Below are 14,926 nucleotides of genomic sequence, written 5' to 3'. Positions count from 1 at the left end.
CTGCTCGACTGGCTACGTCTTGTCGTCGTTGTTCCGCGGGAAGCCGCCACCCTGTGGGAACAACGGGAACACCACGTCATCGAGCTTCTCGGCGTCACCGGCGGTCTTGTTGACCGTGGCCCCCCAGACGTTGCCGTCCGGTGACATCCGCAGTGCCCATGCGTGCGCGTGCGTGTCCTTGCGGACAACATCGGGTTCCCCGGTGACCGCACCCGTTTTCGGTGCGAGCCGCACCGCCACGGTCAGCTTGGTGTTGATCAGGTTCACCAAAACGGTGCCGTCCATGGCCGCGCAACCTGCAACACCGGGCCGGTCCGGCCACGTCCACACCGTCGACACCTCGGACTTCTTGGTGATCCGCTGCAAGCGGTCCGCCCCGGGCGTGCGGTCGGCGACGTACAGCGAACCGTCGACAGGATCGATGCACAACCCGCCGCCGGAACCCACGCCGGACAACGCCGTCGTCGGCGGTGCCTGCCCAATGGTGGTGGGCTGTTCGATCCGCAGCACTTTGCCCGCCAGCGAGCCGGGATCGGCGGCCATAGCGGGGTTGCCGGCGTCGCCGGTCATCACCACCAGCGTGGTCGGGCTGGTGAAAATCAATGCGCCTGTGTTCCCGGTGGCGCCCTTGGGGATGCCGGTCAGGATGTCCTTGGGCACGTCCCCTTCGGCGATCCGAATGACGCGGTTGTCCGAGGGAGTGCTGATGTAGGCGTACATCAACCGGTCCTGAGAAAAAGTGGGCGACAGCACGATGTCCATCAGCCCGCCATCTCCGGACCCGTCCACCGGAATGACCATCTTCAGCTTGGGTTCGGCGCTGACCGAAATTTCCTTGATGGCTCCGGTGGTGCGCTCGGCGACCAGGGCAGTCTTGCTGTCGACACCCATGATCAACCCGCTCGTGCTCTCCAGGCAGCCCTGCATCACACCGGGAGCCGGACAGGCCTTAGGGAACGGCGTGGGTGGTAGAGGCGGCGGCGGGGGAGGCGTCGAGCTGGGCTGCGGCTTGAGTTCGGGGTTCGTGGTGAACGGTTGCGACTGAGCGTCATTGAACCGGGCGCAGCCGCTGGCCAGCAGCACCGCGGCGCACAGCGCAGCCAGCACGCACCGAAGCGACCGCCGTATCCGCATGACCGACAGGCTACGGGAATTTGCGACAGCAACTCTCACCTGCCACCGGGCGCGGATCCGCCCGCCCATACTGACCCCGGCAGACCAGTACTGCATTGCGCCCTGATGAGCACAAATGATTCCTTAGCATTTTCGCCGTGCTTGCACCCAGCGCGACCGCCTGTTCGTCTTCGTGGACGATGCGCACCTGCCGATGATTTGTCGGCGCTGGTCCTGCACCAACTCGTCCACTTGCGGGCCGCCACGGTGATCATCAACCAACCGCGTTGGGTGAACTGCACGTGGATTCTCGGCATCGTTAGCCGGTTTCCGCCCCCAACTGAACATTCGACGCGCAAAAATATGGATTTAACAGGCGAAAGCGCCGTCGCAAATCCCAGAATCCGCAGCAAAAGCCCTTACCCTGGCACGCGTGACCAGTTCGAATGAAGCACTTTGGCAGCGGCCTGAGCATTCTCCAGGTCTGACACCGGGACGCCCCGCCTCAGCAAGCCTGGTCGACCCGGAGGACGACCTGACTCCGGCGGGGTATGCGGGCGACTTCGGAAACACGGGAACCACCACCATCATCCCGCCTTACGACGCCAATTCCGGAGCCGTACCGGGATACAGCCCGCTCGACGGGCAGGAACCGTTGCCTTACGTGCAGCCGCAGGCAGCGCGACAGGTGCCGGCGACGACCGCGGTGGCCGACTTCGACGACGAAGACGAGCGGTTCCGGGCGGCGGGACGGCGCGGCACGCAGAACTTCGGCCTGTTGGTGCTGCGGGTCGGTCTGGGTGTGGTGCTGATCGCGCACGGGCTGCAGAAGCTGTTTGGCTGGTGGGGCGGGTCCGGCCTGCACAGCTTCAAGAACGCGCTGAGCGACATCGGCTTCCAGCACGCCGACATCCTGTCCTACGTCAGCGCCGGTGGCGAGATTGTTGCGGGCGTGCTCCTGGTTTTGGGTTTGTTCACCCCGATCGCGGCCGCCGGCGCGCTGGCGTTCTTGATCAATGGCCTGCTTGCGTCGGCCTCGGGGCGGCCGCGGTCGAACACTTTCGCCTATTTCCTGCCCGACGGGCACGAGTACCAGATCACCCTGATCGTCATGGCCGTGGCCGTCATCCTGGTCGGTCCGGGCCGTTACGGCCTGGACGCGAGCCGCGGCTGGGCGACTCGGCCGTTCATCGGCTCGTTCGTGGCGCTGCTGGCGGGCATAGCCGCTGGCATCGCTGTGTGGGTGCTGCTCAACGGGGTGAATCCACTCGCCTGATCAGCGGTAGGGGTTCGGCACCCGCCCCGAGCTGGCCTCGGTCAGCTGAGGCAGCGTCGCGAAGGTCACCGCGGGCAGCCGCACCTCTGACCCGTCCTTGAGCTTGGCGCGCGCCCACGACCCTTTGTGGAACCGCAGTCCGTCGATGTCGTCCCATGCGATCGATCGACTGCCCAGCAGGGTCCGCACCGTCACACCGCGATCGTCGGCGACCGTCCGAAGCCGGACGATCATCGCCGACAACAACGCGGGAATGAGCAGCAGGGGCACGCTCCAGGGGAACGCCGTGACCGGGATCAGCAGGCACAGCGTCACGAATCCGACAGCCAGATGCGCTACGGGCGACACCTTGATCAGCACCGGTGAGTCAGTAACCACCCTCGCATCATTCCATCGCGCAGCGCCAAGGGTTGCCCACAAGCACCGGATTTGACGGTTGAGCTGTGCGAAGACTACCGTCGGACGCTATGCAACACGGAATGCTCGTAGTAATTAGTCGGCGCGTTGGTGCCTGACTAGCTCTATCGAGCACCAACGCGACCCTCGTGCAGCAGCTCAGCTGGCGGGGGTTTTTTCTTGCCCCGAGACGCCAAAGCAGAAAAAGACCTAAGAGGAAACAGTGAGCGCACCCACCAAGTCAGCGGCACCGGCCCCGACGCCTGCATCGCAGAAGGCGGCCGAAATCGCCTCGGACGCCGGCAAGGCAGCATCCAGGCCGGCCACCGGACAGCCCAAACGCATTGCACCGCAACAACTTACCGGTGCGCAGGCGGTAATCCGGTCATTGGAGGCGCTCGACGTCGACATCATCTTCGGGATTCCGGGTGGCGCGGTGCTGCCCGTGTATGACCCGCTGTTCGACTCCCAGCAGCTGCGCCACGTCCTGGTGCGGCACGAGCAGGGCGCCGGGCACGCCGCCAGCGGTTACGCGCACGCCACCGGCCGGGTCGGGGTGTGTATGGCGACCTCCGGTCCCGGTGCCACCAACCTGGTGACGCCGCTGGCCGACGCGCAGATGGATTCCATCCCGGTGGTCGCGATCACCGGTCAGGTCGGGCGGCAGCTGATCGGAACGGACGCGTTCCAGGAGGCCGACATCTCGGGCATCACGATGCCGATCACCAAGCACAACTTCCTGGTCCGCACCGGCGACGAGATCCCGCAGGTGATCGCCGAAGCCTTCCACATCGCCGCGAGCGGCCGTCCCGGAGCTGTTCTCGTCGACATCCCCAAGGACGTGCTGCAGGGCCAGTGCACTTTCAGCTGGCCGCCGCGCATGGAGCTGCCCGGCTACAAGCCGAACACCAAACCCCACAACCGGCAGATCCGTGAGGCCGCCAAGCTGATCGCGGCCGCGCACAAGCCGGTGCTGTACGTCGGCGGCGGCATCATCCGCGGCGAGGCGACCGAGGAACTGCACGAGCTGGCCGAGCTGACCGGCATCCCGGTGGTCACCACTTTGATGGCGCGGGGCGCCTTCCCCGACAGTCACCGGCTGAACATGGGCATGCCGGGCATGCACGGCACCGTCGGCGCGGTCGCGGCGCTGCAGCGCAGCGACCTGCTGATCGCGCTGGGCACCCGCTTCGACGACCGGGTGACCGGCAAGCTGGAATCGTTCGCGCCCGAGGCCAAGGTGATCCACGCCGACATCGACCCGGCCGAGATCGGCAAGAACCGGCACGCCGACGTGCCGATCGTGGGCGACGTCAAGAACGTCATCACCGACCTCATCGAGATGCTGCGCCACTACGACACTCCGGGCAACATCGAGATGACGGAGTGGTGGGAGTACCTGGAGGGCGTTCGCAAGACGTACCCGCTGAGCTACGACCCACAGAGCGACGGCAGCCTGGGCCCGGAATACGTGATCGAGAAGCTGGGTCAGATCGCCGGTCCGGACGCCATCTATGTGGCCGGCGTCGGCCAGCACCAGATGTGGGCCGCGCAGTTCATCAAGTACGAAAAGCCGCGCACCTGGCTGAATTCCGGCGGTCTGGGGACCATGGGCTTCGCCATCCCGGCGGCCATGGGCGCCAAAATCGCCCTGCCGGACACCGAGGTGTGGGCGATCGACGGCGACGGCTGCTTCCAGATGACCAATCAGGAACTGGCGACGTGTGCGATCGAAGGCATCCCGATCAAGGTGGCCCTGATCAACAACGGCAACCTGGGCATGGTGCGTCAATGGCAGACCCTCTTCTACGAAGAGCGTTACTCGCAGACCGACCTGGCCACGCACTCGCACCGCATCCCCGATTTCGTGAAGCTGGCCGAGGCGCTCGGGTGTGTCGGAATGCGTTGCGAGCGAGAAGAAGACGTCGAAGAGATGATCAACCGGGCGCGGGAGATCAACGACCGTCCGGTCGTCATTGACTTCATCGTCGGCGCCGACGCGCAGGTCTGGCCGATGGTCGCCGCTGGCACCAGCAACGACGAAATCCAGGCCGCGCGCGGCATCCGTCCGCTGTTCGACGACGTCACCGAAGGGCACGCCTGATGTCCGCCAGCGCGACGAAGACACACACGCTCTCGGTTCTGGTGGAGGACAAGCCGGGTGTGCTCGCTCGGGTGGCGGCGCTGTTCTCCCGGCGCGGCTTCAACATCGAGTCGCTGGCCGTCGGCGGTACCGAACAGAAGGACATGTCGCGGATGACGATCGTGGTGTCGGCCGAGACGACGCCGCTCGAGCAGATCACCAAGCAGCTCAACAAACTGGTCAACGTGATCAAGATCGTCGAGCAGGACGTCGACAACTCGGTGGACCGGGAATTGGCGCTGATCAAGGTGCGGGCCGACGCCGGCACCCGCAGCCAGGTAATCGAGGCAGTAAACCTGTTCCGCGCCAATGTGATTGACGTATCCCCGGAGTCGTTGACCGTCGAGGCCACCGGCAACCGCGGCAAGCTCGAAGCGCTGCTGCGACTGCTGGAACCGTTCGGCATCAAAGAGATCGTTCAGTCCGGTGTGGTCTCCATGGCCCGCGGCCCGCGCAGTATCGGCAGCAGCACGAAGTAGCAATTAAGGAGATATTCAACGTGGCATTAGAGATGTTCTATGACGACGACGCCGACCTGTCGATCATTCAGGGCCGCAAGGTCGGTGTGATCGGCTACGGCAGCCAGGGGCACGCGCACTCGTTAAGCCTGCGTGACTCCGGCGTCGAGGTGAAGGTCGGGCTCAAGGAAGGCTCGAAGTCCCGTGCCAAGGTCGAAGAGCAGGGCCTCGAGGTCGACACGCCTGCCGAGGTCGCCAAGTGGGCCGACGTCATCATGCTGCTCGCGCCAGACACCGCCCAGGCCGACATCTTCAAGAACGACATCGAACCCAACCTCAACGAGGGCGACGCGCTGTTCTTCGGCCACGGCCTAAACATCCACTTCGACCTGATCAAGCCGCCGGCCAATGTCACCGTCGCGATGGTTGCCCCCAAAGGTCCAGGGCACCTTGTTCGGCGTCAGTTCGTGGACGGCAAGGGCGTGCCTGCCCTGATCGCCGTCGACCAGGACCCGACCGGTGCAGGCGAGGCGCTGGCCCTGTCGTATGCGAAGGCGATCGGCGGCACCCGCGCTGGTGTCATCAAGACCACCTTCAAAGACGAGACCGAAACCGACCTGTTCGGTGAGCAGGCCGTATTGTGCGGTGGCACAGAGGAATTGGTGAAGACCGGCTTCGACGTGATGGTCGAGGCGGGATACCCGCCGGAGATGGCGTACTTCGAGGTGCTGCACGAGCTGAAGTTGATCGTCGACCTGATGTACGAGGGCGGGATTGCCCGGATGAACTACTCGGTGTCCGACACCGCGGAGTTCGGCGGCTATCTGTCGGGTCCCCGCGTTATCGACGCCGACACCAAGCAGCGGATGCGCGACATCCTGCGGGACATCCAGAACGGCACCTTCACCAAAAAGCTGGTCGCCAACGTGGAAGGCGGCAACAAGCAGCTCGAACAGCTGCGCAAGGAGAATGCCGAGCACCCGATCGAGGTCACCGGCAAGAAGCTGCGCGACCTGATGAGCTGGGTGGATCGCCCCATCACCGAAACGGCGTAGCGCGGCGCTATGAGGCGGGCGCGGCGCGTCCGCCGCGCGGCCCAGGCGTATCCGTCGAGACTGAACCCACGTACACCTGTCGCGGCGTGTCGTGTACGTGGTTTCAGTGTCGCGGCGCCCCGCTGCGCGGCGCGCCCGCTGCGCGGCTCGCCCGCTGCGCGGCAACCAGGCGTATGCGTCGAGACTGAACCCACGTACACCTGTCGCGGCGTGTCGTGTACGTGGTTTCAGTGTCGCGGCGCGCCCAACCCGCGGCGCCCGCTGCGCGGCGCGCCCAACCCGCGGCGCCCGCTGCGCGGCTCGCCCGCTGCGCGGCAACCAGGCGTATGCGTCGAGACTGAACCCACGTACGCCTGTCGCGGCGTGTCGTGTACGTGGTTTCAGTGTCGCGGCGCCCCGGTGCGCGGCGCGTCCGTGCGCGGCCCAACGCGTTGCGGTGCCGCCCGCGGGTTGCGGCCTATGACGCCAGTCGGTCCGCGATCTGAACTACCCGGCGCGCCAGGTGGTCCAGGGCGTCGGAGGTGGACTGGTCGAATTCGGTGATGTTGTCGCGGTTGGCGACCAGGCCCACCCCGTAGGGGTTGCCGTCGACGAATTTCAGGGGATCGGTGTATCCGGGCGGCACGATGATGCCTCCGAAATGCATGAGCGAGTTGTACAGACCCGTCAGCGTCGTCTCCTGCCCACCGTGCGGAGATTCCGTGGATGTCCAGGCCGCGTAGACCTTGTCGGCAAGCTTGCCCTGCGCCCACAGGCCGCCCAGCGAATCCATGAACGTTTGGAATTGCGATGTCGTGGCGGCGAAGCGAGTGGGGGAGCCGAAGATCACCGCGTCGGCCCACACGATGTCGTCGCCGGTTGCCGCCGGAAGATCCTTGGTGGCTTCGTAATTCGCCGTCCACGCCGGGTTGTGCGCGAACGAGGCGGGATCGCGGGTCTCAGCGATGTGGCGCACGCGCACCTCAGCGCCGGCGGCCTCGGCCGCCGCAGCCACGCGCTTGGCCATCGAGGTGCCGTGCCCGGTGGCTGAGTAGTAAATGATCGCGAGTTTTGTCACCCGAATAGCGTAGGCCGTCCTTGGCGTTGACGGGACGCCCCGCTTTGTTGGCGCGCCCGCCACCGAACGTCACGACATGTCTACCAAATTGTCAGGCCGGCCAAATCGTGGAGACCCTCACGGCCCCAGCGCAGGCATGTCCCCGATCCCGAATTCGCGACGCAACAGCGTGCGCGCGGCGTAGTAACCGCCCATGCCGTGCACCCCGGCGCCCGGCGGGGTGGCCGCCGAGCATAGGTAAACCCCGGGAATTGGTGTGCTCCAAGGGTTTAGCCTCGGCGTGGGGCCCAACGTGGCGCGGAACACCGAGGCCCCGCCCACCGCGATATCGCCGCCGACATAGTTGGCGTTGTGCTCGGCCATCCGCGCGGCCGGCACACTGCGGACCGCGACCACAACGTCACGAAACCCGGGCGCGAACCGCTCGACGACTGCGGTGACGGCCTCGGTCGCGTCGACCGTCGATCCCGCGGGCACGTGTGCGTAGGTCCAGAATGGCCGGTGGCCGTCCGCGTCGATTCGGCCGGGATCGGCAAGGTGCGCAGACGATCCGAGCACCATCGGCAGCTGCGCATGGCGCCCCGCGGCGATGTCTGCCTCCGCCTGCGCCATCTCCGCGCGGGTACCCCCGAGATGTAAGGTCGGCGCGTGCTTGAGCCGTGGGTCCGACCACGGGATCTCATCGTTGAGGACGAAGTCCACCTTGGCCGCACCCGCGCCGAATCGGTAGTGCTGCAACGATTTTGCGTACCGCGCGGGGATCGTGTCACGGTACACCCGCAGCAGCGTCGTCGGGGCCGTATCGAAAACCGCGACACCCTCGGGCGGGGAATCAACGTGCACGCCTGACGTCAGTTCGCCGCCGTGCGCACGCAGATCGGCGATCAGGGCATCGGAAATCTTCTGGGTGCCACCAACAGGTATGGGCCAGCCGACGGAATGGGCGAGGGTCGACAGCATGAGGCCCGCACCCGCGGACGCCAGCGACGGTAACGGCGTAATCGCATGGGCGGCAACGCCGGTGAACAAAGCACGTGCGTCGTCACCGTGCAACGCCGCCCACGCCGGGGTGCCCTGGCTAAGCATGCGCAGCCCGAGTCGCGCGACGGGCACCAATGACCGTGGCACCGAACGTTTATCGCCCAATAGGAACGCAACCACCGCATCGGTATTCGACACCAGGGGACCGAGGAAGCGACGCCACGCCGCACCGTTATCCAACTCGGCGCAGGTGCGTTCCAAGTCGCGATATGCGATCGCCGCGGGCCGGCCCGGAAGCGGATTGGCATAGGAAATCTCCGGCACAGCCAAACCGACCCCGCGCGTGGACAGGTCGAACTCGGCGAAGAATGGCGACGCGTACGCCAACGGATGCACCGCCGAACAGACGTCATGCGAAACACCGGGAAATTCGATGTCCGCGGCACTGCGGGCGCCCCCACCGAAGGTCGGCTGGGCCTCGATGACCTGCACTTTCAATCCGGCACGAGCGCAGATTACGGCCGCGGCGAGTCCGTTGGGTCCGCTGCCGATGACGGTGACGTCCATCTGTGAATTACAGCCGATGCCGTCGTCGACAAGAATCCGGCAACCACTTCAGGCCAAAGCGATGCACAACACCTCGTCGAGAGTGGCGGTCCTCAGCCCGGCTACGGCGGCCCGTCGCCCTAGGCCAGCGAGCGGATCGGAGTCATCGGCACGGAAACCCCCTACGCGATCGAGTCGGGCGGTGTCGAACATTGCCGGGCCGTGAGCCGCGTGCTCGCTCAGCACATAGCGTCCGGCGCCGGGTGCGCGGGAGACCACCTCGTGGGTCGCGCTGGCACCGATCAGCTTGTCCGAATCGGTGAAGTTGACCGCAACCTGATAGACGTGCTCCTCGGCCTCCAACACGCTTGTCAGCCGGGTGATCAAATTCTCCCGCGCGTAGAACTGCCAACAATGTCGCAGGTGCAGCCAGAACCGTCCGTGGATTTGGTCTCGGAGTTGCGACAGCAGGGAGGCCTCGCACGCTCCCGCGGTGATCGGACAGAACTCGACAAACGGATAGCGTTCGAGCAGTAGCGCGCGATCGGCCGCAGGTAGGCCGGCATCGACCGCCAGATAGCGCCCGATCCGCCATACGTCTGGGCAGCAGTTGAGAAGTGAGTTCAGCGTCGCCTCGGTGCCGTCGCGATCCGGCCCGACGACCAGGCTGAGCACCACCTCGGCACCGGGGCGACGGCCGACTAGGTGCCGAGCCAGTTCACCGGGGTAACGGGCGGCGGCTTCAAGCATCGTGGGCGCACTGTTGTCGCAGTTGGTGGTAATTCTTTGCCGATCTTCGTCGGGAATGCCGGGCTTGGCCAGGACTCGCCGCCACAGCTCCACCGCCTCAGCGTGCTTGCCGATCCACGACGCGCACACGGCAGCCTCGTCGAGTGCCCCCCAGGTATAGGTGTCGGCCGCGACGAGCAACGTGTCCTCGGTGGGATACGGGATCTCGGCGGCGTGCTTGGCGAAGAGATAGCCGAGCTGGTAGCGCTCGTCGAGTCGGTAGCGATAAGCGATGGCGTACAACGGTTCTGCGCGGGTCGGGCGGAACTCCCAGGCCCGCAGATAGGCGTCCTGCACCTCCGGCCAGGTCGCGCCCATAGACCACATCGACTCCGCGACGCGGTACAAGGAGTGGTAGACCTCTTCAGCCCAGCCGCCCATGCCGACACGGTGCTCGTACCAGTTGCGGGCGTTCTCGAAATCGCCCATATCGAAATAACTTTGCGCCAGATAGAACACCGATCGCGAATCCTCAGGATTGCGTTGAACCTCGGCCAGCAGCAAGTCGCGGTCGCTTTCAAATTTCTGCTGCGGATTCCGGTTGCGCGCCCCAAGACGGCGAGAATCGATGTAGTAATCGCCGTCCAGTCGGTCGTGACTGAAATCGCTGTCGACCATGACGTATTCATGGACGACGCCTTCGTAGCGGACCGGCAACCCGTCGCGAAACAGGTTCGGTCGCCAGAAGATCTCGGAGGTTTGGCCACAGCGGAGCTGATAGAGATCTTTTCCCAATTGGCCGAAATCGAGGTTGCCCTCGACTTTGTCGTCAGCGTCGAGCACCCAGATGTAGTCACCGTGGCCCTGGGCCAGGGTCAACGCCTCGGACCTGTTGTGGCCAAAATTGCGCCACGGCCGCTCGTGAAGCTCGCCGGGAATGCCAAGACGAGTCATGTGATCGCGGATGAGGTCCTGGGTCCCGTCGTCGGAGCCGGTGTCCACGATTACCCATGCACTGATGTACCGCGCGATGTGGTCGAGGGTTTCCCGGATGATCGCCGCTTCGTTGCGGACGATCATGTTGACGCAGATCGCTGGGCGTGCGGGGGAGGACACGGCCGGATCGTACTCAGCAGCGCCGGTTGAGGTTATGGGATTTGCCCGAGTCATGTGTGGCGGCGCCGCTCATCGTCCCTGCCACCGCTAGGTCCGATGGCGAGGCTTCTCAGCGGGCCCGACGGTCCGCATCGTCGCACCGTTCGGTTCGACGGCGGGGACCCGCTTCGCCCGGCTCCGCCGCGCTCACGATCCCCGACTGGGTTCGACGGCGGGGACCCGCTTCGCCCGGCTCTGCCGCGCTCACGATCCCCGACTACGCTGTCCGCGTGAACCTGCCTGTTGTATTGATCGCCGACAAACTTGCCCAATCAACTGTCGCTGCCCTGGGAGACCAGGTTGAGGTGCGCTGGGTAGACGGTCCCGACCGCGAGAAACTGCTGGCCGCGGTACCCGAGGCGGACGCGCTGCTGGTCCGGTCGGCTACCACGGTGGACGCCGAGGTCCTGGCCGCCGCCACGAAACTCAAGATCGTCGCCCGAGCCGGCGTCGGGCTGGACAACGTCGACGTCGACGCCGCCACCGCACGCGGCGTGTTGGTGGTCAATGCCCCCACGTCCAACATCCACAGCGCTGCCGAGCACGCGATCGCGTTGCTGCTGGCGGCCGCGCGACAGATCGCCGCCGCCGACGCCACGCTGCGCGAGCACACCTGGAAGCGGTCGAAGTTCTCCGGCACCGAGATCTTCGGTAAGACCGTCGGCGTCGTGGGACTGGGCCGGATCGGCCAGCTCGTCGCCCAGCGGATCGCCGCCTTCGGCGCCCACATCGTCGCCTACGACCCTTACGTGTCGTCGGCCCGCGCCGCCCAGCTCGGTATCGAATTGCTGTCCCTCGACGACCTGTTGGGCCGCGCCGACTTCATTTCGGTGCACCTACCCAAAACGCCGGAGACGGCGGGGTTGATCGACAAGGAAGCGCTGGCCAAGACCAAGCCCGGCGTCATCATCGTCAACGCCGCGCGGGGCGGCCTCATCGACGAGGCAGCGCTGGCCGACGCCATCACCAGCGGGCATGTGCGCGCCGCCGGCCTTGACGTGTTCTCGACCGAGCCGTGCACCGACAGCCCGCTTTTCGAGCTGCCGCAGGTGGTGGTGACCCCGCACCTGGGGGCATCGACTGCCGAAGCCCAGGACCGGGCCGGCACCGACGTCGCGCAGAGCGTGCGGTTGGCGCTGGCGGGCGAGTTCGTGCCCGACGCGGTCAATGTCGGGGGCGGCGTGGTCAGCGAGGAGGTCGCGCCGTGGCTCGACCTGGCTCGCAAGCTCGGCGTGCTGACGGCCGCACTGTCCGACGAGCTGCCCGTGTCAGTGCAGGTGCAGGTGCAAGGTGAGCTCGCAGCCGAAGAGGTCGAGGTGCTGAAGCTCTCGGCGCTGCGCGGGCTGTTCTCGGCGGTCATCGAAGAAGCCGTGACATTCGTCAACGCGCCGGCACTGGCCGCCGAGCGGGGTGTCACCGCCGAGATCAGCAAAGCGACCGAAAGCCCCAACCACCGCAGCGTGGTCGACGTGCGGGCCGTTGCCGCCGACGGCAGCGTGGTCAACGTCGCGGGCGCCCTGTCCGGGCCGCAACTGGTCGAGAAGATAGTGCAGATCAACGGCCGCAACTTCGACCTGCGCGCCCAGGGCATCAACCTGGTGATCAACTACGCCGACCAGCCCGGTGCGCTGGGCAAGATCGGCACGCTGCTCGGGTCCGCCGGGGTGAACATCCAGGCCGCTCAGCTGTCGGAGGACACCGAGGGCGACAGCGCCACGATCCTGCTGCGGTTGGATCAGGACGTGCCTGCCGAGGTGCGGTCGTCGATCGCCGACGCGGTGGGCGCCAACAAGCTCGAAGTGGTTGACCTCTCGTGAAACTCGCGGTGATTGGCGGCGACGGCATCGGTCCGGAAGTCACCGCCGAGGCTCTCAAAGTCCTCGACATCGTCTTGCCCGGCGTCGAGAAGACCGAATACGACCTCGGTGCCCGGCGGTATCACGCCACCGGCGAGGTGCTGCCGGAGTCGGTGGTGCCCGAGCTGCGCGAGCACGACGCGATCCTGCTCGGCGCGATCGGTGACCCGTCCGTCCCCAGCGGCGTCTTGGAGCGGGGTCTGCTGCTTCGCATGCGCTTCGAGCTCGATCACCACGTGAATCTGCGGCCGGCGCGGCTGTATCCGGGCGTGAAGAGCCCATTGGCTGGGGACCCGGCGATCGACTTCGTGGTGGTGCGCGAAGGCACCGAGGGCCCCTACACCGGCAACGGCGGCGCGATCCGCGTCGGAACATCCCACGAGGTCGCCACCGAAGTGAGCGTCAACACCGCGTTCGGCGTGCGACGGGTGGTGTCAGACGCGTTCGAGCGGGCCCGCGCGCGTCGCAAACACCTGACCCTGGTGCACAAGACCAACGTGCTGACATTCGCCGGCGGGCTGTGGTTGCGGACCGTTCAGGAAATCGGCGAACAGTACCCCGACGTTGAAGTCGCCTACCAGCACGTCGACGCCGCCACCATCTTCCTGGCCACCGACCCCGGCCGGTTCGACGTGATCGTCACCGACAACCTGTTCGGTGACATCCTCACCGATCTGGCGGCGACTGTGTGCGGTGGTATCGGGTTGGCGGCCAGTGGAAACATCGACGCGACGCGGACCAATCCGTCGATGTTCGAGCCGGTGCACGGCAGTGCTCCCGACATCGCCGGTCAGGGCATCGCAGATCCGACCGCAGCGATCATTTCGGTGGCGCTGTTGCTTTCCCACCTCGGCGAGAACGACGCGGCGGACCGGGTCGACCGGGCGGTCGAGGCCCACTTGGCAACTCGCGGGACCGAACGGCTTGCCACCACCGATGTCGGCGAACGGATTGTCGCCGCGCTGTGATCTCCAAACCCGGTGGCAGCAGGCGGGTGGGTACCAACGGCGCGGCGATCAGGGGGAACAGGCCGCACAGCGCCCAAGCTAGCGGGTAGGCCGCCGTGGTGATCAGCGCACCGAACATCGGCGGTCCGGCCGCCGCGACCAGGCGCTGAGTGGTGTTCTGGGTGCCCAGCGCGCGTCCGCTCCAGTACGGTCCGGCGTATTCGGTGATGGCGGTGGCTTCCAACCCGTTGTCGAGGACCGCGATGACAGAGATGACGACCATCAGCAGCACGTCGAAGCGTGACCCGACGTCGTCGGTGAGGGCGAGCAGGAACAACGTCACGGCCGCGGCGATTGCGATGATGCGGACCGGTCGCATCCGGGAACCGACACGATCCGACCAGCGGCCGACAAGGATGCGGCCGACGGCGCCGATCAGCTGCGAAATGGTCACCAAGCCACCGGCTGCTGCCAGCGACCAGCCGTGGTGATTGATCAGCCAGACCAGCATGAAGGTGACGGTCACCGTCTGGGGCATCATCAACAAGGCCGATGCTGCGTGTATCCGCCACAGCACCCAGGAACGGCGGTACGGGCTGGCCAGCTCTTCGTTGGTGGCGGTCGCGCGGGACTTGCGGGGCGGGTCGACCACGCCCAGCAGGCTGACCACAGCAGCGATGCCGCAAGCCACCGCTGGGAACATCAATCCGGCGTGGGCACCGCGCTCGGCCAACTCAGGAATCACCAAGGCGCCCACCGCAATTCCCAACGGTTGGGCGGTTTGGCGGATGCCCATCGCCAGCCCGCGTTGCTGCGGCGGAAACCAGCCGGAAACCAGCCGACCGCCGGCGCTGTTGCAACTCGCAGCCGCCATGCCGCCGAGGAACAGAAAGACCCCCATCAGCAGCAGGGAGTGCACCGAGGCTGCCGCGTAGGCCGCGGCCGCGGTGAGCGCTGAGCCCACCGTCAGAACGATCCGCTCACCGACACGGTCCAGGACATAACCCCAGGCGACCAGCGTGACGACCATGCCCCAACTGGGCATGGATACCAATAGGCCCGCCTGCGTCAGGGGAGTCCGGCGCGCGGCTTCCAGTCTCGGGATCAAGAAGGCGGCGCCATTGATAAAGAGGAAAGAGCTTGCGGTGACGAACAGCGACACCACCACGATGAACCAGCGAGCGGCCGCGCTGGTCGGCTCCCTGGGCATCCAT

At 66.1% G+C, this 14,926-nt stretch carries 11 protein-coding genes and 1 pseudogene; 6 read left to right on the top strand and 6 right to left on the bottom strand.

Annotated features, from left to right (window positions below):
- Positions 1-12 precede the first annotated feature (12 nt).
- Positions 13-1,134 carry a PQQ-dependent sugar dehydrogenase gene (locus A5636_RS12050; protein WP_065158867.1) on the bottom strand — a complete coding sequence of 374 codons (1,122 nt, stop codon included), beginning with the start codon at positions 1,132-1,134 and terminating at the stop codon, positions 13-15.
- A 412-nt stretch (positions 1,135-1,546) separates the two neighbouring features.
- On the opposite strand from A5636_RS12050, the gene A5636_RS12045 reads away from it, so the two are divergent.
- On the top strand, positions 1,547-2,389 hold the full coding sequence (locus A5636_RS12045; protein WP_065158866.1) for a DoxX family protein: 843 nt from the start codon (positions 1,547-1,549) through the stop codon (positions 2,387-2,389).
- On the opposite strand, the gene A5636_RS12040 is transcribed toward A5636_RS12045, so the two are convergent.
- Positions 2,390-2,767, bottom strand: a complete 378-nt coding sequence (locus tag A5636_RS12040) for a PH domain-containing protein (protein WP_065158865.1) — start codon at positions 2,765-2,767, stop codon at positions 2,390-2,392.
- Between the two features lie 241 nt (positions 2,768-3,008).
- Here A5636_RS12040 and A5636_RS12035 point away from each other — a divergent pair, with 241 nt between their 5' ends.
- Genes A5636_RS12035 through ilvC form a run of 3 tightly spaced genes read left to right on the top strand, consistent with a single transcriptional unit; the run spans position 3,009 to position 6,441 of the window.
- The gene (locus A5636_RS12035) at positions 3,009-4,889 is read left to right on the top strand and encodes an acetolactate synthase large subunit (protein WP_065158864.1); all 1,881 of its coding nucleotides are present in this window, start codon (positions 3,009-3,011) and stop codon (positions 4,887-4,889) included.
- Positions 4,889-5,407: an acetolactate synthase small subunit gene (gene ilvN / locus A5636_RS12030; protein WP_065158863.1), complete on the top strand. Its 519-nt coding sequence runs from the start codon at positions 4,889-4,891 to the stop codon at positions 5,405-5,407. The genes A5636_RS12035 and ilvN overlap by 1 nt, the downstream gene beginning before the upstream one ends.
- A 32-nt stretch (positions 5,408-5,439) precedes the next feature.
- Positions 5,440-6,441 carry a ketol-acid reductoisomerase gene (gene ilvC / locus A5636_RS12025; protein ID WP_172827222.1) on the top strand — a complete coding sequence of 334 codons (1,002 nt, stop codon included), beginning with the start codon at positions 5,440-5,442 and terminating at the stop codon, positions 6,439-6,441.
- Positions 6,442-6,898: 457 nt separating this feature from the next.
- Here ilvC and wrbA read toward each other — a convergent pair whose 3' ends face one another.
- From wrbA to A5636_RS12010, 3 genes are all read right to left on the bottom strand, one after another.
- The gene (gene wrbA / locus A5636_RS12020; protein ID WP_065158861.1) at positions 6,899-7,498 is read right to left on the bottom strand and encodes an NAD(P)H:quinone oxidoreductase; all 600 of its coding nucleotides are present in this window, start codon (positions 7,496-7,498) and stop codon (positions 6,899-6,901) included.
- 117 nt (positions 7,499-7,615) lie between these two features.
- Positions 7,616-9,046 carry a phytoene desaturase family protein gene (locus A5636_RS12015; protein WP_065158860.1) on the bottom strand — a complete coding sequence of 477 codons (1,431 nt, stop codon included), beginning with the start codon at positions 9,044-9,046 and terminating at the stop codon, positions 7,616-7,618.
- A 48-nt stretch (positions 9,047-9,094) separates the two neighbouring features.
- Positions 9,095-10,870 (bottom strand): glycosyltransferase, encoded by a 1,776-nt coding sequence (locus A5636_RS12010; protein WP_253900572.1) that lies wholly within the window; start codon positions 10,868-10,870, stop codon positions 9,095-9,097.
- A 269-nt stretch (positions 10,871-11,139) separates the two neighbouring features.
- Between A5636_RS12010 and serA the strand changes: the two genes are divergently transcribed.
- Together serA and A5636_RS12000 are read left to right on the top strand one after the other, a co-directional pair.
- On the top strand, positions 11,140-12,726 hold the full coding sequence (serA, locus tag A5636_RS12005) for a phosphoglycerate dehydrogenase (RefSeq protein ID WP_065158858.1): 1,587 nt from the start codon (positions 11,140-11,142) through the stop codon (positions 12,724-12,726).
- On the top strand, positions 12,723-13,733 hold the full coding sequence (locus A5636_RS12000) for a 3-isopropylmalate dehydrogenase (protein WP_065158857.1): 1,011 nt from the start codon (positions 12,723-12,725) through the stop codon (positions 13,731-13,733). Before serA ends, A5636_RS12000 begins: the two co-directional genes overlap by 4 nt.
- Before the next feature lie 133 nt (positions 13,734-13,866).
- Here A5636_RS12000 and A5636_RS25475 read toward each other — a convergent pair.
- Positions 13,867-14,922 (bottom strand): annotated as a pseudogene (locus tag A5636_RS25475) (MFS transporter); the annotation flags it as partial.
- Between the last annotated feature and the right edge of the window lie 4 nt (positions 14,923-14,926).

Source organism: Mycobacterium asiaticum (assembly GCF_001673315.1).
Lineage (GTDB): Bacteria > Actinomycetota > Actinomycetes > Mycobacteriales > Mycobacteriaceae > Mycobacterium > Mycobacterium asiaticum_B.
This window is presented reverse-complemented; position numbering and strand designations above follow the sequence as displayed.